Annotated in this window: 25 protein-coding genes; 8 read left to right on the forward strand and 17 right to left on the reverse strand. The window is 68.8% G+C overall.

Going from position 1 to position 24,518, the window contains the following annotated elements; genetic code table 11:
• Positions 1–6: 6 nt before the first annotated feature.
• From flgK to flgB, 10 genes are all read right to left on the reverse strand, one after another.
• Positions 7–2,034: a flagellar hook-associated protein FlgK gene (flgK, locus tag E6O51_RS02305; protein ID WP_136383368.1), complete on the reverse strand. Its 2,028-nt coding sequence runs from the start codon at positions 2,032–2,034 to the stop codon at positions 7–9.
• A gap of 83 nt (positions 2,035–2,117) precedes the next feature.
• Positions 2,118–3,185: a flagellar assembly peptidoglycan hydrolase FlgJ gene (gene flgJ / locus E6O51_RS02310; protein ID WP_330997873.1), complete on the reverse strand. Its 1,068-nt coding sequence runs from the start codon at positions 3,183–3,185 to the stop codon at positions 2,118–2,120.
• Between the two features lie 9 nt (positions 3,186–3,194).
• Positions 3,195–4,238: a flagellar basal body P-ring protein FlgI gene (locus E6O51_RS02315; RefSeq protein WP_230976686.1), complete on the reverse strand. Its 1,044-nt coding sequence runs from the start codon at positions 4,236–4,238 to the stop codon at positions 3,195–3,197.
• A gap of 101 nt (positions 4,239–4,339) precedes the next feature.
• Positions 4,340–5,017 (reverse strand): flagellar basal body L-ring protein FlgH, encoded by a 678-nt coding sequence (locus E6O51_RS02320; protein ID WP_136383370.1) that lies wholly within the window; start codon positions 5,015–5,017, stop codon positions 4,340–4,342.
• A gap of 21 nt (positions 5,018–5,038) precedes the next feature.
• Entirely contained in the window at positions 5,039–5,821 is a 783-nt protein-coding gene (flgG, locus tag E6O51_RS02325) for a flagellar basal-body rod protein FlgG (RefSeq protein ID WP_136383371.1), read from the reverse strand.
• A gap of 143 nt (positions 5,822–5,964) precedes the next feature.
• Complete coding sequence (flgF, locus tag E6O51_RS02330; protein ID WP_136383372.1) at positions 5,965–6,702, reverse strand: flagellar basal-body rod protein FlgF; 738 nt, start codon at positions 6,700–6,702, stop codon at positions 5,965–5,967.
• Between the two features lie 26 nt (positions 6,703–6,728).
• Positions 6,729–8,069: a flagellar hook protein FlgE gene (gene flgE / locus E6O51_RS02335; RefSeq protein ID WP_136383373.1), complete on the reverse strand. Its 1,341-nt coding sequence runs from the start codon at positions 8,067–8,069 to the stop codon at positions 6,729–6,731.
• A 15-nt stretch (positions 8,070–8,084) separates the two neighbouring features.
• On the reverse strand, positions 8,085–8,762 hold the full coding sequence (locus E6O51_RS02340; RefSeq protein ID WP_136383374.1) for a flagellar hook assembly protein FlgD: 678 nt from the start codon (positions 8,760–8,762) through the stop codon (positions 8,085–8,087).
• Between the two features lie 43 nt (positions 8,763–8,805).
• The gene (gene flgC / locus E6O51_RS02345) at positions 8,806–9,216 is read right to left on the reverse strand and encodes a flagellar basal body rod protein FlgC (protein WP_136383375.1); all 411 of its coding nucleotides are present in this window, start codon (positions 9,214–9,216) and stop codon (positions 8,806–8,808) included.
• Positions 9,217–9,230: 14 nt separating this feature from the next.
• A complete protein-coding gene (gene flgB, locus E6O51_RS02350) occupies positions 9,231–9,635 on the reverse strand; it encodes a flagellar basal body rod protein FlgB (protein WP_136383376.1) in 405 nt (134 codons plus the stop codon).
• Positions 9,636–9,886: 251 nt separating this feature from the next.
• Here flgB and flgA point away from each other — a divergent pair, with 251 nt between their 5' ends.
• From flgA to vapC, 6 genes are all read left to right on the forward strand, one after another.
• Positions 9,887–10,597 carry a flagellar basal body P-ring formation chaperone FlgA gene (gene flgA / locus E6O51_RS02355; protein ID WP_136383377.1) on the forward strand — a complete coding sequence of 237 codons (711 nt, stop codon included), beginning with the start codon at positions 9,887–9,889 and terminating at the stop codon, positions 10,595–10,597.
• A gap of 112 nt (positions 10,598–10,709) precedes the next feature.
• The gene (gene flgM / locus E6O51_RS02360) at positions 10,710–11,009 is read left to right on the forward strand and encodes a flagellar biosynthesis anti-sigma factor FlgM (RefSeq protein WP_136383378.1); all 300 of its coding nucleotides are present in this window, start codon (positions 10,710–10,712) and stop codon (positions 11,007–11,009) included.
• Positions 11,006–11,476 (forward strand): flagella synthesis protein FlgN, encoded by a 471-nt coding sequence (locus tag E6O51_RS02365; protein ID WP_230976675.1) that lies wholly within the window; start codon positions 11,006–11,008, stop codon positions 11,474–11,476. Before flgM ends, E6O51_RS02365 begins: the two co-directional genes overlap by 4 nt.
• A gap of 64 nt (positions 11,477–11,540) precedes the next feature.
• Positions 11,541–13,517: a DNA topoisomerase IV subunit B gene (locus E6O51_RS02370; protein WP_136383379.1), complete on the forward strand. Its 1,977-nt coding sequence runs from the start codon at positions 11,541–11,543 to the stop codon at positions 13,515–13,517.
• 74 nt (positions 13,518–13,591) lie between these two features.
• A complete protein-coding gene (locus E6O51_RS02375) occupies positions 13,592–13,822 on the forward strand; it encodes an antitoxin (RefSeq protein WP_136383380.1) in 231 nt (76 codons plus the stop codon).
• 5 nt (positions 13,823–13,827) lie between these two features.
• Positions 13,828–14,259: a type II toxin-antitoxin system tRNA(fMet)-specific endonuclease VapC gene (vapC, locus tag E6O51_RS02380; protein WP_230976687.1), complete on the forward strand. Its 432-nt coding sequence runs from the start codon at positions 13,828–13,830 to the stop codon at positions 14,257–14,259.
• A gap of 135 nt (positions 14,260–14,394) precedes the next feature.
• Here the strand turns inward: vapC and E6O51_RS02385 are convergent, their stop codons facing one another.
• Entirely contained in the window at positions 14,395–15,561 is a 1,167-nt protein-coding gene (locus E6O51_RS02385; protein ID WP_168735162.1) for an ABC transporter substrate-binding protein, read from the reverse strand.
• Positions 15,562–15,827: 266 nt separating this feature from the next.
• Between E6O51_RS02385 and E6O51_RS02390 the strand changes: the two genes are divergently transcribed.
• The gene (locus tag E6O51_RS02390) at positions 15,828–16,346 is read left to right on the forward strand and encodes a tetratricopeptide repeat protein (protein WP_136383383.1); all 519 of its coding nucleotides are present in this window, start codon (positions 15,828–15,830) and stop codon (positions 16,344–16,346) included.
• Between the two features lie 274 nt (positions 16,347–16,620).
• Positions 16,621–19,008, forward strand: a complete 2,388-nt coding sequence (parC, locus tag E6O51_RS02395; protein WP_136383384.1) for a DNA topoisomerase IV subunit A — start codon at positions 16,621–16,623, stop codon at positions 19,006–19,008.
• An 89-nt stretch (positions 19,009–19,097) separates the two neighbouring features.
• Here the strand turns inward: parC and E6O51_RS02400 are convergent, their stop codons facing one another.
• From E6O51_RS02400 to flhF, 6 genes are all read right to left on the reverse strand, one after another.
• Positions 19,098–19,574, reverse strand: coding sequence for a bacteriohemerythrin (locus tag E6O51_RS02400; RefSeq protein ID WP_136383385.1), 477 nt, complete (start codon positions 19,572–19,574; stop codon positions 19,098–19,100).
• Positions 19,575–19,675: 101 nt separating this feature from the next.
• Positions 19,676–20,539, reverse strand: a complete 864-nt coding sequence (gene motD, locus E6O51_RS02405; protein WP_136383386.1) for a flagellar motor protein MotD — start codon at positions 20,537–20,539, stop codon at positions 19,676–19,678.
• A gap of 27 nt (positions 20,540–20,566) precedes the next feature.
• The gene (locus tag E6O51_RS02410) at positions 20,567–21,307 is read right to left on the reverse strand and encodes a flagellar motor protein (protein ID WP_136383387.1); all 741 of its coding nucleotides are present in this window, start codon (positions 21,305–21,307) and stop codon (positions 20,567–20,569) included.
• Positions 21,308–21,334: 27 nt separating this feature from the next.
• Complete coding sequence (locus E6O51_RS02415) at positions 21,335–22,108, reverse strand: RNA polymerase sigma factor FliA (RefSeq protein ID WP_136383388.1); 774 nt, start codon at positions 22,106–22,108, stop codon at positions 21,335–21,337.
• A gap of 128 nt (positions 22,109–22,236) precedes the next feature.
• The gene (locus E6O51_RS02420) at positions 22,237–23,037 is read right to left on the reverse strand and encodes a MinD/ParA family ATP-binding protein (RefSeq protein ID WP_136383389.1); all 801 of its coding nucleotides are present in this window, start codon (positions 23,035–23,037) and stop codon (positions 22,237–22,239) included.
• A 2-nt stretch (positions 23,038–23,039) separates the two neighbouring features.
• Positions 23,040–24,509, reverse strand: a complete 1,470-nt coding sequence (flhF, locus tag E6O51_RS02425; protein WP_136383390.1) for a flagellar biosynthesis protein FlhF — start codon at positions 24,507–24,509, stop codon at positions 23,040–23,042.
• Positions 24,510–24,518: the final 9 nt, after the last annotated feature.

Consider the following 24,518-nt stretch of genomic DNA (forward strand, 5'->3'; position numbering starts at 1 on the left):
TTCTCCTCAGCGCGCAATCGAAAGAATGGTGTCGAACAGGGTCTGCGCCACCGACATCACCTTGGCCGAACTCTGGTAGGCCAACTGGTAGCGCACCAGGTTGGCGGCCTCTTCGTCCAGATTCACGCCGGACAGGGCGTCGCGCGCGTCCGTCGCCTGGGTCAGCAGCGCCTCCTGGGCCTTCATGTGCACCTGGACCTCGCGCGTCTTGTTGCCCACCAGGGTCACCATGCCGGCATACACCGACTGGAACGTGCCGGTGGCGTTGCCCGAACTGCCGGACAGCATCAGCTTGGTGGTCTGCAGTGCGCCCAGCAGCACGGCGTTGCGGCTGTCGGCCACGCCGGCCTCGGTGGGCGCGAAGCTCACCTCGGTGGTATCGCTCCACGATCCCTTGGCGGTGAACTCGAAGGCGAAGGCGGCCGGGTCGGCCGGGTCGTCGGCGGGATCGCTCAGATAGCGGAACAGCACGCCGCTGCTATCCACGTCCGGGTCGTAGGCGCCACCCGCCACCCAGCTTTGCGAGGCGGAGTCGAAGCGGTACAGCATGCCGCCGCCGCTCATGCTGAGGGTGTCGGTGGCGCTGTCGAAGCTCAGGCCGAGGGCGGTGAAGTCGGCAACGCCGTCGGCGTTGCCGTCGATGCCGTTGACCGACAGGGTGCGCACGCCGGTGATCACGTCGGACAGCGTGCCGTTGCCGGTGCCCACGGTGAGTGCGGCGCCCACCGGATCGCCGGCGGCCAGCTTGCGCGGATCGGAGATGCCCACGGAAATGTCCCGCGCGGCATAGCGCACCGGCTGGATCAGCAGGCCGTGCGGCGGAATGTCGGCCGCGCCGTTGGGCAGGGTGATCTGCAGCCCGCCGCCGCTGAAGCTCGGGGGCGGACCGGCATCCACGGTCAGCGCGATGCTCTCGCCGGCCGTCGTGCGCAGCGCGTAGTTGGTGCCGTCGTAGGTGAGCAGGTAGTCGCTCGCGGTGAGCACGGAGTAATCGGTGATCGTGGCCGTGGCGCCGGTCACCGCGGGCTTGAGCTGGGGCGTGGGGCTGTTGAAGAAGTCGTTGCCCAGCACGCCGTCCAGGTCTACGCCAAGGCTGTGCTGGGCGTTGAAGGCCTCGGCCACGCCCACGGCGATGAGGCCCAGGGAGTTCTGCGCCACGTCGAGCGTTTCGCGCCGGAAGGCGAGCAGGCCGCCGAGCGCGCCGCCGGTCAGCAACTGCTCCGGCAGGATGTTCTCCACGCCGGACTGGCTGACCAGCGCCACCACGTTGCGCTGCGGATCGTTGGGGTCGCGCACGGCGGCGAGGGTGGTCGCCGTGCTGCCCACCACCAGCCCCTGGCCCGAGCCGATGAACACGCTGATCGAGCCGTTGGCCTCTTCCACGGTTTCCACGCGGATCAGCTCGTTCAGTTCGGCGATCAATTGCCCGCGCTGGTCGAGCAGATCGTTGGCGGCCACGGTGGGCCCGCTGACCTGCGCCAGGGTGATGCGCTGGTTCATCTCGGCGATGGCCGAGGCGTACATGTTGATCTGCGCCACCGTGGAAGTGATTTCGCTTTCCACCCCCTCGCGCACCTCGCTCATGCGCGCATCCAGGGTCTGGAAACGTGACACCAGCGCCTCGGCGGTGGAGATCAGCGACTGGCGCGCAGCCTCGCTGGTGGGATTGGCCGCCATCTCCTGCACGCCCTGGAAGAAACTCTCCAACGCCGGCGACAGGCCGGAGGTGGTGTCGCCAAGCAGGTTGTTGATCTGGCTGATGTGGGCCTCGTAGCGGGTGAGCTCGGACAGCCGGGTGCTGCTGGTGAGCACCTGGCTTTCCAGATAGGCGTTGTACTGGCGCGTGACGGCGGCGATCTTCGTCCCTTGGCCGAAGAAGCCCACGCCGGCGTAATACGGCGTCTGCGTCGTCTGGATCACCGACTGGCGGTGATAACCCTCGACCGCCGCATTGGTGATGTTGTGCCCGGTGGTCAGCAATTGCGCCTGGGCGGCGTTGAGACCGGTCAACCCGATATTGAGCAGGCTGGACATGGTGCTATTCCCGATTCGCTAGGTTTGCCCTGCTCTCTGCAATAAGCTTGCCAGGACAAAAGCGGCAAATTCCGCCGCCCGGATCAGGCCGCGAGGGCGCTCTTCAGCGTGCTGCCGCCGATCACGCCAGCCAGCTTGGCGGCGTAGCGGGGGTCGGTGGCATAGCCGGCCTGCTGCAGGCCGCGGGCGAAGCCGGCGGCGTCGGTCTGGCCGAGCACGCCCGCATAGCGCGGGCTGTCGGAGAGCAGGCGGGCGTAATCGCGGAAGGCCTCCGTGTAGGAACCGTAGCTGCGGAAGCGCGCCTGCTCACTGTAGGACGTGCCGCCGGCGTACTCCTTGACCGTGCGGGACACGGTCTCGCCCTGCCAGGCGCTGCCGGCCTTGATGTTGAAGAGGTTGTAGCTGGAGCGGCCGTCCGCATGGTGCAGGATCTTCTCGCCCCAGCCGGTTTCCAGCGCCGCGTGGGCGACGATGAAACGCGCCGGGATGCCGGTCTCCCGGCTCACGGCCTGGGCGTGGGGCCAGATTTCGCGCACGAAGGCTTCCTTGCCGGAAGGCGCCGTCCCCCCGCCCTCCTCCACCGCTGCGGAAGCCGCCACGGCGGACGTGCCGCCGACGGCGGCCCGCGCGGAGCCTCGCGCTGCCTGCAATTGCGCGATCAGCGCGCCGACCGGGTCGTCGCCGGCCGTTTCCGTTGCGGGCAGCAATCCTTGCCGCTCCAGGCTGGCGGCAGCTTTTGCCGTCTGGGCCGCCACGGCCAGGTCCAGGCCGTCCAGGCCGGTGCCACCCGACGCAGAGCCGCCCGTTTCCAGCGCGTCGATGGCGCTGCCGCCGCTCTTGCCGTTGAGCCCGCCGAGTTGGCGGAACAGCACGTCGCTCATGCCGTTGTTGCGGCTGTGGGCGAGCTGCAGGGCCAGTTGCTGATCGAGCAGGGACTGGTAGGTGCGGGTGTGCTCGTTGTCGAACAGGCCGTTCTGCGGCGTGGCCTGGCGCATGGCCTTGAGCGCCATCTGCAGGAACAGGGCTTCGAACTGCTTGGCGGCGGCACGCAGGGTCTCCGGCGAATCCGGCTGCTCGCGGGAGAGCCGCTGCAGGTCGCTGAGCGAACGCGGGTCGAGCGCGTTGAGCTGGAAGCCGCCATCGATGGCCATGGCCGTGCCTCAGATCACCTCAAGTTCGGCGCGCAGGGCGCCGGCCGCCTTCATGGCCTGCAGGATGCTCACCAGGTCCATGGGCTTGGCGCCCAGGGCGTTGAGCGCCTTGACCACGTCGGCCAGGTTGGTGCCGGCCTGCACGTCCACCATCTGCCCCGGTTCCTGTTCGATGTTGATCTCGCCGCGCTCGGTGATGACCGTGCGGCCGGGCGAGAAGGGCGCGGGCTGCGAGACGTCCTGCTCGGTCATCACGGTGACGGTGAGGTTGCCGTGGGCCACGGCCACGTTCTGCAGCTTGACCTGCTGGTTCATCACCACCGAACCGGTGCGCGAGTTGATGATGACGCGCGCGGCCTGCTGCACCGGCGTCACGTTGAGGCTCTCCAGCCGGCCGAGGAAAGCCACGCGGGCGGTCGGGTCCAGCGGCGCGCGGACCTGGATGGTGCGCCCGTCGAGGGCCTGCGCCGTGCCCGGCATGGTGGCGAGGTTGATGGCGTCCACCACCCGGCGCGCGGTGCCGAAATCGGTGTCGTGCAGTTCCAGCACCACGTGCTCGCCCTGCCCCAGCAGGGTCGGCACGCCGCGCTCCACCGTGGCGCCGGCGGGAACGCGCCCGGCGGCCAGATGGTTGATGGTCTGGGAAGCACCGCCGGCCTGCGCGCCGGCGCCGCCCACGGCCAGGTTGCCCTGGGCAATGGCGTAGATCTGCCCGTCCACGCCCTTGAGGGGGGTCATCACCAGCGTGCCGCCGCGCAGGCTCTTGGCGTTGCCGATGGACGACACGGTGACGTCGATCTGCTGACCCGGCCGAGCGAAAGGCGGCAGGCTGGCGGTGACCATGACCGCGGCCACGTTCTTCAACTGCAGGTTGGTGCCCAGGGGCAGGGTCACGCCCATGTTGCCGAGCATGTTGATGATGCTCTGCACGGTGAACGGCGTCTGGGTAGTCTGGTCGCCGCTGCCGTCCAGCCCCACCACCAGGCCGTAGCCCACGAGCTGGTTGTTGCGCACCCCGGCCACCGAGGCCAGGTCCTTGATGCGTTCCGGCATGGCGTGGGCGGCGCCGGCTGCCAGCAGCGCGGCGCACAGGGCCGGAAGGAGGTGACGCACAAGCGGGCGGACGAAGGAACGGAAAGCCATGATCCTGCTCCTCAGAACGGCGAGATGGCCACGAAGAAGCGCTGCAGCCAGCCCATGGAGTTGGCTTCGTCGATGAAGCCGCTGCCGCGGTATTCGATGCGCGCGTCGGCCACCTGGGTGGATTGGACGGTGTTGGCCGAACTCACGCTGACCGGGTTGATGACACCGGAGAAGCGGATGTATTCGTTGCCCTGGTTGATGGCGACCAGCTTCTCGCCGGACACCAGCAGGTTGCCGTTGGGATAGACGTCGATGACGGTGACCGAGATGGTGCCGTTGAACACGTTGTTGGCCGCCGCCGCGCCCTGGCCAGTGAAGTCCGAATCCAGGCCGATGTCCAGCCCGGCGCCGTTGAGCTTGTTGGTGGCCACCGACGGGATGTTGGGCGCGGTCAGGGTGATGCCGGCGGACAGGCCGCTGGAGCGCCCGGCGGCGGCGTTGGCGCTCTTGGAGGCGGTGTTCCGCTCCACCAGGTTGATGGTGATGATGTCGCCGATATTGCGCGCGCGCCGGTCCTCGAAGAGCGGCCGCGCCTGGGCGTTCTGGAAGATGCTGCCGGTGGCCGGCACGGCCTGGGCGCGCAGTTCGGGGCGCACGCTCATGGGCTGATGGACGGCGGTGGGCGGCGTGGAGTAGATGGAGGCACAGCCGCTCAAGAGGGCGGCGGCCAGCAAGGCAAGGGCTTTCATGGCGATTCTCCGGCACCAGCCTCAGAGCTGGGTCAGCCGGCCGAGCATCTGGTCGGAAGTCTGGATGGCGCGGGAATTCATCTCGTAGGCGCGCTGGGTGACGATCATGTTCACCAGTTCCTCGGCCACATTCACGTTGGACGATTCCAGGTAGTTCTGGTTGAGCACGCCGGCGCCGTTCAGGCCCGGCTGCTGGGGCGTGGCCACGCCGCTGGAGCCGGTTTCCAGGAACAGGTTCTCGCCCATGCTCTCCAGGCCGCCCGGGTTGATGAAGGTGGCGAGCTGGATGGTGCCGATCTGCACCGGCGCGGTCTGCCCGGCCAGCACCGCGCTGACCGTGCCGTCCTTGCCGATGGTGAGCGTGCGTGCCTCGGCCGGGACGTTGATGTTGTCGGCCAGGCGGTAGCCGCTGGCGGTCACCATGTTGCCCTGGTCGTCGCGCTGGAAGGCGCCGTCGCGGGTGTAGGCGGTGGTGCCGTCGGGCAGTTCGATCTGGAAGAAGCCGTCGCCCTGGATGGCCACGTCGTAGGACTTGCCGGTATGCACCGGGTTGCCCTGGGTGAAGATGCGCTCCGTGGCCACCGGGCGCACGCCGGTGCCGATCTGCAGCCCGGAACCGATCTCGGTCTGCTGCGTCGACTGCGCGCCGGGCTGGCGGATGGTCTGGTACATCAGATCCTCGAACACCGCGCGCTGGCGCTTGAAGCCGTTGGTGGAGACGTTGGCGAGGTTGTTGGAAATCACGTCCAGCGAAGTCTGCTGGGCGTCCAGCCCGGTGCGGGCGGTCCACAGGGAGCGGATCATGATGGCGTTCCTCTTGTGCTGTACCGGCGGCGGCCGTGGCCGCGTCGCCGGGCGATACGTTCAGGCTTCCAGTCTAGGCCGGCGGCAGGGCCGGCCATCCCGGGATTAGCCTCGCAAAAACCGTGCTAATCCGGCCTCGAGTGTCAGCGCCAGGCCAGTACCTGGGAAGCGGCCTGGTCGTTCTGCTCGGCGGTCTGCAGCATGCGGGTCTGCATCTCGAACTGGCGGCCCAGGGAGATCATCGTCACCATCTGCTCGACCACGTTCACGTTGCTGCCTTCCAGGTAGCCGCCGGCAACTTTTACCGTGTCGTCTGCCGCTTGCGGCAAGCCGCCGGCAACGCGGAACAGGCCGTCCTCGCCGCGCGTGAGTTGGGACTCGGGCGGGTTGACGAGCTTGAGCCGGTCCACCACGTTGATGATGTTCTGCTGCCCGCTCTGCCAGGTGGAGATGCTGCCGTCCGTGCCGATCTCGATGGCGCTGTCCGGCGGAATGGTGATGGGCCCGCCCTCCCCCAGCACCGGCAGACCGCTGCGGGTCTGCAGCACGCCGTTGGGGCTCACTTCCAGGCTGCCGTCGCGGGTGTAGGCCTCGGAGCCGTCCGGCATCTGCACCGCCAGCCAGCCCTTGCCCTCCACCGCCACGTCGTAGGCGCGCCCGGTGTGCTGCAGCGGGCCCGGCGTAAAGTCGCTCGCCACGCTGGCATCGACCACGAAGGCGCGCGTGGGCAGGGCGTCGGTCTGGACCTCGACCGCGCGCAGCTTGTGCATCTCGGTGCGGAAGCCGGTGGTGCTGACGTTGGCCAGATTGTGCGACACCGCGGCCTGCTGGCCGAGGGTGTGCTTGGCGCCCGTCATCGCGGTGTAGATGAGGCGGTCCATGGCGTTCTCCTAGACGTCGCCTACGTTCAGCGCAGGTTGACCAGGGTCTGCAGCAACTGGTCCTGGGTGCGGATGGATTGCGCGTTGGCCTGGTAGTTGCGCTGCTGGATGATCATGTTGACCAGTTCCTCGGTCAGATCCACATTGGATTCCTCCACCTGCCCCGAGGTCACGGAGCCCAGCACGCCGGTGCCGGGCGCGCCCACCGCGGGCTCGCCGGAGTCGTAGGACTCGGCCCACATGTTGCCGCCCAGCGAGATCAGGCCCTGGGGCGCGGAGAATTCGGCCAGCGCCAGCATGCCGATGGCGCGGGTCTGGCCGTTGGAATAGGTGCCTTGAAGCACGCCCGTGCTGCTGACCGAGAGGCTGGTGAGGCGGCCCGTGCTGTAGCCGTCCTGGCGCGGCGCGGTGGTCACCCCGTTGGCGGAATTCCACTGGGTGGACTTGGACAGGTCGAGGGAGAAGGCCAGGGCGTCGGCCCCGGTGCCGAGTTCGGCGGCGGTCCGGCTCATGGAGAAGATGCCGTTGTCGGCCACCGTGGCGTCCGGCACGCCGAATTCGGTGAACGCGATCTCGCCCAGGTGCTCCAGCGGCAGGCCCAGGTTGACGGTCGGGTCGGCCGGATCGGGCACCACGTCGTTGTCCAGACGGGCATACACGTCCCAGGTGTTCAGCGGGTCGCCCGTCACGGGGTCGCTCTGGCGCACGAAGTAGAGATTGAGCATCGAAGAGTTGCCCAGGCTGTCGTGCACCGTCATCGAGGTGGTGTAGTTGTAGCTGTCCACCGGAATGCTGGTCGCATTCAGGAAGCTGGTGATGTCGCTGCCCGGCGGCGTCTGGTCGAGCGGGTTGACCAGCGTGGAATTGAGATTGACGCCGACCGAGGCTTCGCCCGTCTCGCGCGGGGCGACGTTGGAGGTATCCACGTAGAGGACGGACGGCTCGCCCTGGAACACGGGCGGCGCCACGTTGGGATCGACCACCGCGTAGCCGGTGAGCTTGTAGCCGGTGGCGTTGATGATGAAGCCGTCGCGGCTGACGTCGAACTGGCCGTTGCGCGTGTAGGCGATGCTGCCGTCGGTACCCGCCATGCGGAAGAAGCCGTTGCCGGAGATCGCCATGTCCAGCGGATTGTTGGTCACGGTGGGGTTGCCCTGGGTGAAGTTCTGCCACACCGCCGCCACGCTGCTGCCGTTGCCGACCTGGAGCGAGGAGGCGCCGCCCAGCATGGAATTGGCGTACACGTCGGCGAACACCGTGTAGCCCGCCTTGAAGCCGACCGTGCTGGCGTTGGCGACGTTGTGGGAAATCGTGTCGAGCGCCCGGGAAGACGAGGCCAGCCCGCTCAAACCTTGGTGAAAAGCCATGATCGCTGCTCCAAATCAAAGAATCTGCTTGATGTCGCTGAGCTTGAAGATGCCCAGGTCGCCGACCTGCAGGTCGGAACCGGTGGAATTCTTGATCACGCTGGTCACCGCGCCGAACTGCAGGGCGCGGGAGGTGACCGCCTCGCCGCCCTGGGTGGCGCTCACGGTGACCGTATACACCCCGTCCGCGGCACGGCTGCCGTCGATGGCCGTGCCGTCCCACACGTAGTTGTGGCTGCCGGCTTCCAGGCCGCTCAGTTCCAGCTTCGCCACCTCGTTGCCGGAGGCGTCGAGGACCGACAGCACCACCTCGTCGGCGGGGCCGTCCAGTTCGAAGCCGCCGACCGCGCCCGCCTCGGTCAGCACCAGACTGCGGCCTTCCACCAGCACGCCGCGGCCGATCAGTGCCGCGCTCTGCAGGCTCTCGCTCGACTCCTGCGCTTCCAGCAGCTTGGTCATCATGGTGTTGAGCTTTTCGATGCCTTCCACCGTGGAAAGCTGCGCCAGTTGCGAAGTCAGTTCCGCGTTCTCCATCGGATTCATCGGGTCCTGGTTCTGCAACTGCGTGGTCAGCAGCTTCAGGAAGCGGGTCTGTATCCCTTCGGCCGAGTTCTCGTCGGTCGTGGAAGTCTGCCGGGCGAGGCCCGCCAGGATGTCCTGCGCGGTCTGGGTGGTGGAACCGACGGTGCTCATTTCGATCTCCTGCTTTCAACGGTGGCGGCGTACGGCAAACGGCTTACTGCCCGATCTGCAAGGTACGCTGGAGCAAGGTCCGTGCCGTGGTCATCACTTCCGCATTGTTCTGGTACGAACGGGAGGCCGAGATCATGTTCACCATCTCCTCCACCACGTTCACGTTGGGCATCTCCACGTAGCCCTCGGCGTTGGCCGCCGGGTTGTGCGGCTCGTACACCAGGCGCATGGGTGCGGTGCTTTCGACCACCTCGGTCACCTGCACGCCCACCGCGCCGGGCCCGGCATCCGGCACCTGGCGGGCGGCGAAGACGACCTGCTTGGCCTTGTACGGCCGGCCGTCCTCGGCGATCACGCTGTCGGCGTTGGCGAGGTTGGAGGCGGTGGTGTTCAGGCGCAGCGACTGCGCGGTGAGCGCCGAACCGGCAATGCCGAAGACGTTGAGCATGCTCATGGCGGTCTACCTCCTCACTGGCCGCTGATGGCGGTCTGCATGCCGCGCAGCAGGCCGTTGATGAAGGTCACGCTGGCCTCGTAATGGACGGCGTTCTCCGCGAAGGCCGCGCGCTCGGTATCCATGTCCACCGTGTTGCCGTCCACCGCGGACTGCAGTTCCTGGCGGTACTGGACGAAGCGCGCGAGGGCGTTGTCCTCGGTCAGGCTCAGGTGGCGCGCGGAGGTGGCGTTCAGCGCCAGCGGCTGGGAGCGCCTGTCCATCGTTCCCTGCAGCACGCCGCGGAAATCGATGTCCTGCGCCTTGTAGCCGGGGGTGTCGGCGTTGGCGATGTTGGAGGCCAGCAACTGCTGGCGGTAGGCCTGGACGTCGAGCGCCCGCTGGTGATTCATCAATGCGTTGTCGAGCAGATTCTTCATGGCTTCACCTCGTATTCCCGGTGCCCGCCGCGTGCATCCGCCAGCCCGGCACCGGTTCCATTGCACCTTCCATGCCAGCGATCCTACTTCCGCGACCTCCGCCCCCTTGGCGCGATAAGACCGGTAAACCGCGGTCTATTCGCCGGCTGATTTCGCCGCTTGCGGCCCGCCCGCCGGCAAACGGCGGCAAGCTTTGCCGCACGCGAAGCGGAGCTTGCCCCCACGGCACCGGCCGTGGTGCAATCGCCCCCATGTCAGTCCGATTTTCCGTTCGTGGCGGCGCGGCCCGCCTGCTGTGCGGCCTCGCTCTCGCCGTTTCCTTCGCCTCCGCCGCAGCCCAGCAGGCCGCCGAGCCGGTGCGCGCCACCGCCCTGCGCTTCCTGCAGGCCGAAGCCGCTGGTCTGCCCGGCGAGGTGAAGGTTTCCGTCGGCGAGCTGGACCCCAACAATCGCCTGCCGCCCTGTGCGGAGCTGGCCGCCTTCTTCCCCGCCGGCGCGCGCGCCTGGGGGCAGACCAACGTGGGCGTGCGCTGCGATTCGCCGGTGACCTGGACCGCCTACCTGCCCGCGCGCGTGGAGGTCGTGGCCGACTACCTGGTCGTCGCGCGTGCCCTGCGCCCCGGCCAGATCGTCGGCAGCGACGACCTGCGCCTCGAACAGGGCGACCTCGCCGCGCTGCCGGCCAACACCCTCACCGACCCGACCCAGGCCGTCGGCCACCACGCCCGCATCGCCGTGGCAGCCGGCGCCGCCCTGCGCGCCAGCCACCTGCGCCTGCCGCCGGCGGTGCGCCAGGGCCAGGACGTGCGCGTGGTCAGTGGCGGGCCGGGTTTCAGCGTCACCAGCGAAGGGCGGGCGCTCAACGCCGCCGCGGAAGGGGAAAGCGTGCGCGTGCGCCTGCCCGGCGGGCAGGTGGTGTCCGGCATCGCCCGCAACGGCGGGGTGGTGGAAGTACCGCAATGACCGGGGAAGATGTGCCGCGCCGGCAGGCATGGCAAAAAAGCCGCTAAATGACTAAAGTTTTTCAAAGTCCTGCCGACATACCATCCAGGATGCGCATATCTGGAGTCATGCCATGAAGATCGATAGCTCCCTGAAGCCGGTTGCCGGGCCCACCGCGGGCCAGCCCAAGGGCCGTGCCGAGGCTGGTGGCAATGCCGCGGCGGGCGAGACGGTGGAACTGTCGTCCCTGTCGACCACGCTGCAGAAAGCCGAAACGGCCATCGCCAGTGCCCCCGAGGTGGATAGCAAGCGGGTCGAGGAAATCCGCCAGGCCATCAGCGAAGGCCGTTTCAAGGTCGACCCCGGCCGCATTGCGGACGGCCTGCTCGACAGCGTGCGGCAACTGCTCGCCGGCCAGCCCGAACAGCCGTGAGCCCTGCCGAGCGCCTTCAGTTCGCCCGCCTCATCGAAATGGAGGCGACGCAGTTGCGCGCCTTCGTCGATCTGCTGCAGCGCGAGGAAGCGCTGCTGCTGGCCGGCGACACGGACGCCCTGCTCTCCCTCACGCAGGAAAAGACCTCCCTCTACCACACCCAGCAGCGTCTGCACGAAGCCCGCGTGCAGTTGCTCAAGCGCTTGGGCCAGGACGACCCCGCCCAGGCCATCCACGCCCTGTGCCAGGACCTGCCCGACACCCGCCGCCAGTGGGACGAAGTGCTGCGCCTGGCCGCCGAGGCGCGGGAGCGCAACACGCTCAACGGCCGGCTGATCGTCGAGCGCCTGCAGCACAACCAGGGCGCGCTGGACATCCTCCTCAAGGCCGCCAACCGCCCGCAACTCTACGACGCCGACGGCAACCCCCGCGCCAGCGGCAGCGGCCGCCTGCTCGGCAGCGCCTGACGCGCCTTCCCTCTTTCCCGCTCCCGCCGTATCCTTGCGCCCGTTCCACTGCAACGGGTCCGCGATGACAGGCAAGCAGCAATACGACGAATCCTCCTTCCGTGTCCTGAAGGGCCTCGAGCCGGTACGCGAGCGCCCGGGCATGTACACCCGCACCGACAGCCCGGCGCACATCGTCCAGGAAGTCATCGACAACGCCGCCGACGAGGCGCTGGCCGGCTTTGCGAAGAAGATCCACGTCACCCTGCACCTGGACGGCTCGGTCAGCGTGGCCGACGACGGCCGCGGCATCCCGGTCGGCCTGCACGCGGAAGAAGGCGTGCCGGTGGTGGTGCTGGCCTACACCCGCCTGCACGCCGGCGGCAAGTTCAACAAGCGCGAGGGCAACTCCGCCTACGCCTTCTCCGGCGGCCTGCACGGCGTCGGCGTGGCGGTCACCAACGCGCTCTCCACCCGCATCGAGGTGGAAGTCAAGCGCGAAGGCAAGCAGTACCGTATCGACTTCGCCGAAGGCGGCGAGCGCATCGGCGCGCTGCAGACCGTGGGCGATTGCGGCCGCCAGAGCGGCACCCGGGTGCGCGTGTGGCCCGATCCGAAATACTTCGACAACCCCAGGATTCCCCTCGGCGAGGTCGAACGCCTGCTGCGCTCCAAGGCCGTGCTGCTGCCCGGCGTGGCCGTGCAGCTCGACATCGAGCAGGCTGCCGGCCCCGCGCTTACCAAGCGCTGGAGCTATCCGGAGGGGCTGGCCGGCTATCTCAAGGAACTGGCCGGCGACCTGGAACCGGTCGCCCCCATCTACACCGCCGAAGGCTATGCCGGCGCCGACGACGCCAACTTCGCCCCGGGGGAAGGCGCGGCCTGGGCCGTGGCCTGGTTCGAAGGCGCGGTGCCGAGCGAGTCCTATGTGAACCTGATCCCCACCGTGGCCGGCGGCACCCACGAATCCGGCCTGCGCTCCGGGGTGTTCGAGGCGGTGAAATCCTTCATCGAACACCACGCACTGCTCCCGCGCGGCATCAAGCTGCAGCAGGAGGACGTGTGCGGGCGCATGAGCTTCGTGCTCTCGGCGCGCCTGCTGGACCCGCAGTTCCAGGGCCAGGTCAAGGAAAAGCTCAACTCCCGCGAGGCGGTCAAGCTCGTCTCCGGGCAAATCCGCGACCCCCTCGAAATCTGGCTCAACAACCACGTGGACGCCGGCAAGGCCATTGCCGAACTCTCCATCCGCCAGGCCCAGGCGCGCCAGAAGAGCGCGCAGAAGGTGGAGCGCAAGAAGAGCTCCGGCGTGGCCGTGCTGCCCGGCAAGCTCTCCGACTGCGAATCCGAGGACATCGCCGAAAACGAACTCTTCCTGGTGGAAGGCGACTCGGCCGGCGGCTCGGCCAAGATGGCGCGCAACAAGGAAACCCAGGCCATCCTGCCCCTGCGCGGCAAGGTGCAGAACGCCTGGGAGATCGACCCCGACCGCCTGCTCGCCAATGCCGAAATCCACGACATCGCCGTGGCCCTGGGCGTGGATGCCCACACCGCCGGCAGCGAGCCGGACCTCTCCGGCCTGCGCTACGGCAAGGTCATCATCATGTCCGACGCCGACGTGGACGGCGCCCACATCCAGACCCTGCTGCTCACCCTCTTCTTCCGCCACTTCCCCCGGCTCATCGAGCACGGCCACATCTACGTCGCCCAGCCCCCGCTCTACCGCGTAGACGTACCCGCCCAAGGCAAGAAGCGCCCCGCGCGCCGCCTCTACGCGCTGGACGAAGGCGAACTGGCCGCCATCCGCGACCGCGTGGTGCAGGAAGGCATCCGCCCGGACAGCATAGAGGTCGGCCGCTTCAAGGGCCTGGGCGAGATGAACCCCGACCAGCTCCGCGAAACCACCATGGACCCGGCCACCCGCCGCGTGCTGCCGGTGGCCGTGCGCGCGGACGCGCTGGAAGACACGCTGCGCATGTTCACGCTGCTGATGGGCAAGGGCGAAGCTTCGGGGCGGCGGGCGTGGATGGAGGAGAAAGGCGATACGGTGGAGGCGGACATTTGACCCACCCCCGGTAGCGACCAATGATCGCCACCGGGTATATACTCGCGGTATCCATCGTCTACCGGAGGACCGCCATGGAAACCGCCAAGCTCTTCACCAACGGCCGCAGCCAGGCTGTGCGGCTGCCCAAGGAATACCGCTTCGAAGGCGACGAAGTGTTCATCAAGCGCGTCGGCGACGCGGTCGTGCTGCTGCCGCGCCGCGGCTGGGGCACGCTGTTCGGCGCCCTCGACCAGTTCGAACCGGGTTTCACCTTGGAACGCCGGCAACCGCCCCAGCAGCAGCGCGAGGACCTGCTGCCGTGAGATTCATGCTCGATACCAACATCTGCATCTATCTCATCAACCAGCGTCCCGCCCATGTGCGCGGGCACTTCGAACAGCATCCGGTAGGCGACATCGGTATCTCGGCGATCACCGCCGGCGAACTGGCCTACGGCGTGGCGAAGAGCGGATCGGCGCGCAACCGTGCTGCGCTGGAAACCTTCCTGCTGCCGCTGGAAATCGCCCCTTTCGACGACCGGGCCATGTGGCGCTACGCCGAAGTGCGCTGTGCCCTGGAAACCGCCGGCACGCCCATCGGCCCCCTCGACACCCAGATCGCCGCCCATGCGCTGGCACTGGGCTGCACGCTGGTTACCAACAACCTGCGCGAATTCGACCGCGTTGCCGGCCTCGCGCTGGAAAATTGGGCGGAGCCGCTGCTCCACGAAACACTCGCCCCATACATCTCCTCCTCGTAAGTACGAAGAACTGAGCTGTTTCGCAACGTATGAGCAAAAGGAAGGGCCACGGTCTCCTGCAAGCAGGAAACCGTGGCCCCGATCATCCCGACAGCGCCCGCCCGGGGCGGTACGCGAGGGTCTGGCGGCTGGCGGTCAGCGGCCGAAACTGCCGCGGCTGATGACGGCCAGATCGACGTAATCCATGCCCACGTTGCGGCGCGACGAAAAGGCAAGGTTCATTCCGCCCACGTCCCAGTCGCCCATGCTTTCGAGCGCGGCGATCAGGCGTTCGCGGGTCAGGTCGCGGCCGCCGCGGCGCAGGGCTTCGGTGAAGCTGCGTGCCGCCACGTAGCCTTCGAGCGAGGCGTAGGAGAGGGGAACATTGTTCGCCTGGGCGGCCTGGCGGTATTCGCGCACGAAGGGATAGTCGATCCGGAACGGCGAGGGCATCACCTGCGCGACGACCAGGCCGTGCGCCTTTTCGCCCAGGTCGCGGACCAGTTGCGTGCTGCTGATCACGGAGAGGCCATAGACCATCGGCTGGACGGGCGATTCCTGCAGCAGGCGCAGGAAGACCGAGGAGCTTTCCCCGGCGGTGATCATGATGACCGCGGCCGGCGAAACCGAGACGATCTTGCGCACGGTCTCGACGGCGTCCGCACCACTCGACTCGATGGGCGCGACCACGGCGGGCGTGAGGTCGCGCTTGGCGAGCGCCGCCCGGGCCGCGTCGTAGCCGGCCTGGCCGAAGGGGTCGGCGTGGTGGACGATGCCGATGGACTTCACGCCGACCTTGGTCAGGTGATCCACGATCTTCTCGACTTCCTGGGCATAGGAGGCGCGCACGTGGAACACGTAGGGATTGCGTGGCTCGCGCAGGGATTCGGCGCCGCTGTAGGGGGCGAACAGGGGAATCCTGGCGGTCGTGGCGACCTGGGCCGCCTGCAGGCTGGGGCCGGTACCGAAGCTGGCGAACAGCGCGAAGACCTTGTGCTGGAAAACCAGGGCCTGGGTGTTCTCGGCCGCCCGGTTGGGATCGTAGGCATCGTCCAGCGTGACCAGGCGGATGCGGCGGCCGTTCACGCCACCGCGTTCGTTGACCTGGTTGAAATACAGGTTGGCGCCGCCGATGTATTCCTTGTTCAGTTCGGCGAGCGGTCCACTGAGGGCGCCGGTATGGCCGAGGACGACGGTGTCGTTGTCCACGCCGGGTTCGGCGAAGGCGGTGCCGCCCAGGAGCAGCGCGGCAGTGGCGACGAGAGTGGCGATACGGCGGGCGATGCGGGGCGGAACAAAGGGTTGGGCGCGCAAGCGTGCCATGGGATATCTCCGTTGCAGGTGGTCAATCGAACGCGGCCCTCGTCGATGCAAGGGTGGCCCGCGTGCCGCTCGCGGCGTCCTTACGGACATTCTCGCCGGCGGCCGGAAATCTCCTCTGGCGCGGAATATAACAAACTCATGTCTTTTGGCCACTGCCATCCATCCATTTGACGTACGAGATTCGGGGAATCCGGCAAGCCGCCCGGGCTGGCATCCCCGGAATGCTCCTTGCTTCGCCGAGCGGACCAGCATCCCGAGCCCCCGCCATGACCCGTCCCGCGCCCAAGGAAAACCTCATCAACTTCGGCCCGCTGCCAACTCACATCAATGCCCTGCTGCAGGAAGGCGTGGGCTGCCACCGCAGCGATCCGGCGCGGGCCCGCGCCCTGTTCCGCCACGCCATCGAGATCGCGCCGGGCGCGCTGCCGGCCTACCGCTGCCTGTTGAAACTGCAGAACCAGCAGCGCGAGTTCGACGATGCGCTGTCGGTGGCGACGGAGGGGCTGGCCGAGGCGGCCCACCAAGCGCGTGTGGGCCCGGACTGGCACACCTGGACGGCCGCCGACGCGGGCGACGACAAGCGCCGCAGCGTACCCCAGCGCTTCCTGCTGCTGTTCCTCAAGGCCATGGCCTTCATCGAGTTGCGCCGTGGCAACGTGGCTGCCAGCCGCGAACTGGTCACCAAGCTCCAGGAGCTGGACCCGGAAGACGGGTGCGGCCACTCGGTGATCGCCGCCATGCTCGACGGCGTGGATGACGACGCCGAGACCGGGTCCGACTACTAACCCGGCAACTCGATACGCTACGTCCGTTCGGGCTGAGCTTGTCGAAGCCCGCGTCCTGCAACCGCCCTTCGACAGGCTCAGGGCGAACGGTTCTTGTGTCGCGTCTCCTTGGGGGGAACGGCGCGTTGCGGTTGCGACAAGCGCCGCGCCGGTGTTGTGGCATCCGCGACGGCCCGCGGTCGCGGCCGGCTCGCGTCAGGTCACGCGGACAGGGTAAGATCGCCCCTCTTCCGGCGGCCGTCGCGCCCCGGCCCTGAATTCCGCTGCAATGCCCATGAGCAACGACACTCCCGACCTGTTCGGCGACATCGCCCCCACACCTGCCGCCACTCCCGCCGTCTCGCCGCAGCCCCCTGCCCCGCCCGCGCCGCCTGCGAACGGCAGCAACGGCAGCAACGGCAACGGCGACGCCAGCCTGCCGCTGGACCGCTACGCCGAGCGCGCCTATCTCGCCTACGCCATGAGCGTGGTCAAGTCGCGCGCCCTGCCTCAGGTGGAGGACGGCCTCAAGCCGGTGCAGCGCCGCATCCTCTACGCCATGAACGAGATGCGCCTGGCGGCCGGCGCCAAGCACGTGAAGTCCGCCCGCGTGGTCGGCGATGTGATCGGCAAATACCACCCCCACGGCGATTCCAGCGTGTACGACGCCATGGTGCGCGTGGCGCAGGACTTCTCGCTGCGCTATCCGCTGGTGGACGGCCAGGGCAACTTCGGCTCGCGGGACGGGGATTCGGCCGCGGCCATGCGCTACACCGAATGCCGCCTGACGCCCATCGCCGAACTGCTGCTGGCCGAGATCGACCGCGACACGGTGGATTTCGTCCCCAACTACGACGGCGCCTTCGAAGAGCCCAAGCTGCTGCCCGCGCGCCTGCCCTTCGTGCTGCTCAACGGCGCCTCCGGCATCGCGGTGGGCATGGCCACCGAGGTTCCACCCCACAACCTGCGCGAGGTGGCCGAAGCCGTCTGCCACCTGATCCGCAACCCCGACGCGGGCCTGGACGACATCCTGCCGCTGCTGCCGGGCCCGGACTTCCCCGGCGGCGGCCAGCTCATCTCGCCGGCCGAGGCCATCCGCGACGCCTACACCGGCGGGCGCGGCAGCCTGCGCCTGCGCGCGCGCTGGCGGGTCGAGGAAATGGCCCGCGGCCAGTGGCGCGTGATCGTGCATGAACTGCCCCACGGCGTGTCCACCGCCCAGGTGCTGGCCGAGATCGAGGCGCTCACCAACCCGCAGCCGCGCACCGGCAAGAAGGACGTGAGCCAGGAGCAGAAGCAGCTCAAGCAACTGGTGCTGGGCGTGCTGGAAACGGTGCGCGACGAATCCTCCGAGGCCGCGCCGGTGCGCATCGTGCTGGAGCCACGCTCGAGCCGCATCGACCGGGACGAGTTCATGGCCGTACTGCTCGCCCACACCGGGCTGGAGAGCAGCACCTCGGTGAACCTCACCATGATCGGCACCGACGGCCGGCCGCAGCAGAAGGGCCTGGTGCAGATCCTGCGCGAGTGGATCGCCTTCCGCTTCGCCACCGTGGAACGCCGCACCCGCCACCGCCTTTCCGAGGTCGACCGCCGCATCCACATCCTGGACGGGCGCATGATCGCCTACCTGAACATCGAGGAAGTGATCCGCGTCATCCGCGAGTCCGACGAACCCAAGCCCGCGCTGATCGACGCCTTCGGCCTCTCCGAGATCCAGGCCGAGGACATCCTGGAAATCCGCCTGCGCCAGCTCGCCCGCCTGGAAGGCATCCGGATCGAGAAGGAACTGGCCGAACTGCGGGAAGAACGCGAAGGCCTGCAGCACCTGCTCGACAGCCGCGGCGCGATGACGAAGCTGATCCTGCGCGAGATCGCCGACGACGCGAAGAAGTACGGCGACGCCCGCCGCACCCTGATCGAGACCGTCGCCCCGGTAGCCGCGGCCGAGATCAGCGTGGCCGACGAACCGGCGACCGTCATCGTCTCCAGGAACGGCTGGGTGCGCAGCCGCCAGGGCCACGGCATCGACCCGGCCGCCATCGGCTACAAGGCCGGCGACTTCGCCTTCGCGGTGATCGAAACGCGCACCACCTGGCCGCTGGTGGTCATCGACACCAACGGCCGCGCCTACACGGTCAAGGTCTCCGATCTGCCCGGCGGGCGCGGCGACGGCACGCCCATCGCCACGCTGGTGGACTTCCAGGACGGCGGCAAGCTCGCCCAGGCCGTCTCCGCCAGCCCGGAGTCATCCTGGCTGTTCGCCAACTCCGGCGGCTACGGCTTCATCTGCACGGTCAATGAAGCCACCAGCCGTCAGCGTGCCGGCAAGGCCTTCATGACGTTGGAAAAGGGCGAGAAGGTGCTGGCGCCGGCCCCGGCGCAGGGCGAGTGGATCGCCGCGGCCTCGGAACACGGCCGCATCCTGGTGTTCGCCAGGAGCGAGATGAAGGTGCAGGCCGGCGGCCGCGGCGTCATCGTAATGGCGCTGGACGACGGCGAGGCGCTGGCCGCGGTGGCGGTGCCGCCCGCGGATGCGATGCTGACGGTGGAAGGCACGGGGCGCGGCGGCAAGGCCACGCGGATCGAACTCAAGCCTGCGCAACTGGAGACCCTGCGCCACCGCCGCGCGCGCAAGGGTGCGCCGCTGGCGCCGAAGATCAAGCCGGAACGCCTGGGCTGATGAAAACAGGACGGGGCGGACCGCATGGCGCGGACCGCCCCGTCGTTCCCCTTTTCCCGTTCGGCGGCCGGACTACCGTACCGCGGCGTTCAGCGCCAGAACTGCCACCAGCGCCGGTGGGCGGTCATGGCGTGGCGCATTTCCGGCACCCATTCCGGCTGGCTGCCGTGCTCCAGGTACCAGGCACCGAAGCGCTTGTCGGATTCGCCGATGTGGCGCATCAGCCAGACGCGCAGGAAGTGCAGCAGTTCGAAGGTGATCGAGGCTTCGCCGGAATCGAGCTTCTGCTGCAGGGCACGCACCTGGTCGATCAAGGCCTCGTGATGGACGCGGTGCTCGGCGTAGTCCGGGTAGCCGGAATCGCGCATCATGTGCTCTTCCGCAGCGAAATGGGTACGGGTGTAATCCACCAGTTCGTCGAGCGTGCCGCGCACCGCGGCCGATCCCCGGTGTTCGCGCACCGCCGCATGCAACTGGTTGAGGAGGTCTACGAGCTCCACGTGCTGGTCGTCGATTTCATCGACGCCGACGCTGAATTCGTCGCTCCACTGGAAAAGTTCGGCCATCTGAGTGCCCCTCCGCAATAGCAGGTTGCAATGATGTGACAGCGGAGGGGGTGCGATATTGATGCGCGTCAAGAATCCGCTGGACGCGCGGCGGGAATCCGCTAGCCCGGTTCGGCGGCGGATTCTTCGGGCAGGATGGAGCGGATGGGATCGCCCGGGCGGATGCGTCCCGGCATGTCGCCGGGCGGCGGTTCGGCGAGCATGGATTCGATCAGGATGGTCACGCGGCGGTTGCGCGCACGGCCCTGTTCGTCCCCGTTCGGCGCCACCGGGCGCTGGTCCGCGTACCCCGCGGCGGTCAGGCGGTCGGGGTCCACCCCGGCCTCCACGAACAGGCGCACCACCGACGACGCGCGCACGGCCGACAGTTCCCAGTTGGAGGGGAAGCGGAAGTTGTTGATGGGCAGGTTGTCGGTATGGCCTTCGACGGTCACCGGGAAGGTCGCCGGCGCCAGCACGCGCGCCACGGCCTGCAGTGCGGCGACCGCCTCGGACCCCAGCGTGGCCTCGGCCGGGGCGAACAGCACGCTGGCGTTGATTTCCACGCGGATGCCGAACGCGCCCTCGGTTACGGTGACCTGGCCGTTGCGGGTGAGCGGGCCGAGCACGCGGCGGATTTCGTCCGCCATGCTGTTCATGCGCCGGGCCATCTCGCGCAGGCGGACCGCAGCCGCGGTGTCGGCCTCGGTTTCCACCCGTTCGGGACTCCTGCGCACGATGGGCGGCAGCATGGAGCCGGAGATCACCGCCGGTTCGGTGATGTGCTTGGAGCCCTCCAGCAGCGCGCCGCTGCGGAAGGCCTGCATCAGGGAATCGGACAGGATGCGGTACTTGCCCTCGTTGATGGAACTGAGGGAGTACATGACCACGAAGAAGGCGAACAGCAGGGTGATGAAGTCGGCGTAGGACACCATCCAGCGTTCGTGGTTGTCGTGTTCCTCTTCCCCTCTGCGTCGCCGTCCCATGGCAGCCCGCCTCCTGTGTACCGCCGGCTAGACGATGTAGCCCTGCATGCGCCCTTCGATGATGCGCGGGTTGTCGCCGTTGGCGATGCCGACCAGACCGTCCACCAGCATCTCGCGCTGCCACGTCATGCCGCCGATGTGCGCCATCAGCTTCTTGGCGATGGGCAGGAAGATCAGGTTGGCCGAGCCCACGCCGTAGATGGTGGCGACGAAGGCCACCGCGATGCCGGCACCGAGCTTGGACGGATCGGAAAGGTTTTCCATGACGTGGATGAGGCCCATCACGGCACCCAGGATGCCGATGGTGGGCGCATAGCCGCCGGCCGCTTCCCATATCCTGGCGCCCTGCTTCATCTGCGCTTCCCAGGCGGAAATCTCCACGTCCATGACCTCGCGCAGGCGTTCGGGCTCGACGCCATCCACCAGCAGCTGCAGGCCTTTCTGCATGAAGGGTTCGGGCAGGCGCGGAATCTGGTCTTCCAGTGCGAGCAGGCCCTCCTTGCGCGCGGTGTGGCTCCAGCTCACCACCAGGGCGATCAGTTCGGCGGGCGCGGCCACCGGCGGCAGGAAGACCCATTTGCCCATGCGCGCGCCGTCGATGAACACGCGCAGCGGGCTCTGCAGCATGACCGCGCCGAGCGTGCCGCCGAACACGATGAGGGCCGCGGTGGGCTGGATCAGGGAGCCGATGTGGCCGCCTTCGAGGGCCTGGCCCACCACGATGGCCGCAAGACCCAAAGTGAGGCCGACGAGGCTGATACTGTCCATGTAGTCTGTCTCCGGGCTCCGCCGCGATCAGGTTCCGGCGGGCTGCTTCTTGGGCGGGCGGCCGCGCCGGGCGCCGGTGGGCGCGGGGGCGCCCTGGCCGAACACGCTCGCGCGCAGGCGGGCGATGGCCTGGCTGTGCAACTGGCACACGCGCGATTCGGTGACGCCCAGCACTTCGCCGATCTCCCGCAGGTTGAGCTCCTCGTCATAATACAGCGCCATGACGAGCTTCTCCCGCTCGGGCAGGCCGTCGATGGCCCGCACCAGACCGCCGCGCATGTCGGCGTCCTCGAGCAGGTCGGCGGGGTTGGTTTCATGCACGCCGAGATGGCGTTCGAAGTAGTCCTCGCCCTCGCCGTCGGTGAAATCCTCGAAATACACCAGTTGATAGCCGCGCGCATCCTGCAGCAGGCGCTGGTAGTCGGCCAGCGGCAGGTCGAGGGCGGCGGCGAGTTCGGTTTCGGTGGGCTGGCGGCCGTGCTGCTGCTCCAGCGTGTGGATGGCGCTCTCGATGCGGCGCATGTCGCGCCGCAGGCTGCGCGGCAGCCAGTCGTTCTCGCGCAGGCCGTCGAGCATGGCGCCGCGGATGCGCTGCACGGCGTAGGTTTCGAACTGGGCGCCGAGGCCGTCCTCGTAGCGGCCGATGGCGTCGAGCAGGCCCATCAGGCCGTTCTGGATCAGGTCCTCGACTTCCACGCTGGCCGGCAGCTTCGCCATCAGGTGATAGGCGATGCGCTTGACCAGCGGGGCATAGGCCTCCACCAGGTGGTCCTTGTCGAGATTCCCTTCGGCGTCGTACATCCAGGTGACCTGAATTTTCTTCCTGCGGCTGGTTTCGGACGCCGGACCGTCTCCAGACCCGGCGGCCCGCCATTTTCCCGCACCGGAGCCGGGATGACCAGTTGAATATGTCAGGCCCAGCATGATCCCTACCTCCGCAGCGTCCGGGGCGGCGCAGCCCCCGGTCCGAGGGACGCGAGCCGGTGCAGGAAGGCGTGTTCGGCCTCGCGCGGGCTGCTCTGGGCGACGGGATGGGCGAGGCCGGTGGCGAGGTCGTCCCGTTCCACCTCGCCGAGCCAGGCGAGCGCGACACCCACGTGGCGGCGCACCAGCCCTTCCAGGCTGGCGAAGAAGGCCGCCGCGTCGCTGCGGCTGCGGGCGCGGGCGACGGCCACGTGCAGGGAACCGGCGCCGGCGGCGGCCAGTTGCTTGATCAGCCGGTAGGCTTCGGTGGCGCCGCTGGCGCTGGCCTCGGCCACCACCAGGCGGCGCGGCGCCGCATAGACGAAGGGCGAGGGATCGTCGGCCGCCTGCGCGTCGGCATGGATGAGCATGAAACCGGTGTGGCGCTGGATCTGCTGCAGGGCGCCGAGCAGGACCTCGCGCCGCTGTTCGTCCAGCAGCGGCAGCGCCAGCGCAGCCGCGGAGGTGGCGATGCGGCCGAGCAGGCCGGGCATGGGCTGCAGCAGTTCGCCCGGGGTGGCGCGGCCGTCCACCACGCTGAGCAGGTCCGGCCCCTGGCGCAGCGCCAGGCGCGCGGCCAGGCTGGCCTCGCTGGGGGCCTCGTCGAGCAGGATCACGCGCTCGCCGCGGCCGGCGATGGCGTGGGCGGCGCGCAGCGCGTTGTGCGCGCCGTGGCGCCCGGTGGCATACAGCGCCACCACGGTCGGGGGCGCGCGGCGGAACAGGCGGCGCAGCCCGGCGGCCTGGTCTTCGCGCGGGTCGATCACGATCAGGCTCCCGCGCCGCCCGCGGCCAACTGCAGGCCGGCCTCGTCGCCCTGCAGCTTCCACGGCGAGCCTTCCGCCTGCTCCCGCAGCGCGCGGTGCAGCAGGTAGGCGCGGTTGGGCAGGTGCAGGTCTTCCGGCACGCGCTGGCCGTTGGCCACGTAGAACAGTTCCAGTTCGCGGCGCACCGCCACGTCGATGCACGGCGCCAGCGAGGCGGCCTCGTCCACCTTGGTGAGGATGCAGCCGGCCAGATTCGGGCCCTGGTAGGCACGCACCACGTCGTCCAGCGTATCGCCGCGGCAGGTGGCGTTGAGCAGCAGCAGGCGGCGCACGTTGCCGGCACCCAGCAGCATCGCGGCCTGCTCGGCCACCATGCGGTCGCGCTGGCTCACGCCCACGGTATCGATCAGCACCATGTGCTTGTTGCGCAGTTCGGCCAGGGTCTGGCGCAGGTCGGCGGCGTCGCGCACGGAGAACACGGGCACGCCGAGGATGCGGCCGTAGATGCGCAGTTGTTCCTGGGCGCCGATGCGGTAGCCGTCGGTGGTGATCAGCGCCAGCTTGTCGGCGCCGTGGCGCACCACGCAGCGGGCGGCGAGCTTGGCGGTGGTGGTGGTCTTGCCCACGCCGGTGGGGCCGACCAGGGCGTACACGCCGCCGCGGTCGATGAGGTCGGCATCCGACGACATGGCGCGCAGTTCGCGGTTGAGGGCGGTACTGACCGCCTTGCGCGCCTCGGCCGGGGTGGCCTCCTCGCCCACCGCCTGCACCAGGCGGCGGGCGAGCACCGCGGAGAAGCCGGCTTCCAGCAGGTCGCCGACCAGTTCGGCGCGTGCCGGGGCCTGGCGCTTGGCCTCGCCCCAGGCGAAGCCGGCGAGCTGGCGTTCGATCATGCCGCGAATGCCGGTGAGTTCGGCCATCAGCTTGGTATTGGCTTCCTGCAGTTCGCGCACGCGGGCGTCCTGCTCGCGGGTTTCGCGTTCGCGCTCCGCGCTGCGGGCGGGCGCATCTTCGGTGACCGCCGGCCTGCGCGCCGCGGCGGTGCCGGCCGCCTGCGCGGCCGCGATGGCCTCGGCCCACGGGTCGGTCGCCGGGGCGGGTGCGGTGGCGCGGCTCCGGGGCGGATAGTCGGCGTGTTCGACGCGCGGCGGATTGAAGGCGCGCATGACCGGTTCGGCAGGACGGACCGGCGCGGTGCGCGCGACCGCGGCACCGAGGCTGACGCGGTAGTCGTCCTCGTCCTCGGCCCGCGCGGCCTTGGCGGCGGCGACGGGTTTGGCGGCGGGTTTGGCGGTCCGGGGCGCGGGACGTGCGGACGGCAACGCTCCGACGGCGTCGGCCGGCAGCGCCAGGATCTCGACCCCGCCATTGACCGCCCGGTTGGAGAGCACGATGGCGTCGGCGCCGAGCTCCTCCTTGAGCGCGCGCAGGGCTTCGCGGGCGGTTTGGGCAAAGTAGCGTTTGACGTTCATGGTGTTTCT

The organism is Pseudothauera rhizosphaerae (assembly GCF_004801305.1).
Classification (GTDB): domain Bacteria; phylum Pseudomonadota; class Gammaproteobacteria; order Burkholderiales; family Rhodocyclaceae; genus Pseudothauera; species Pseudothauera rhizosphaerae.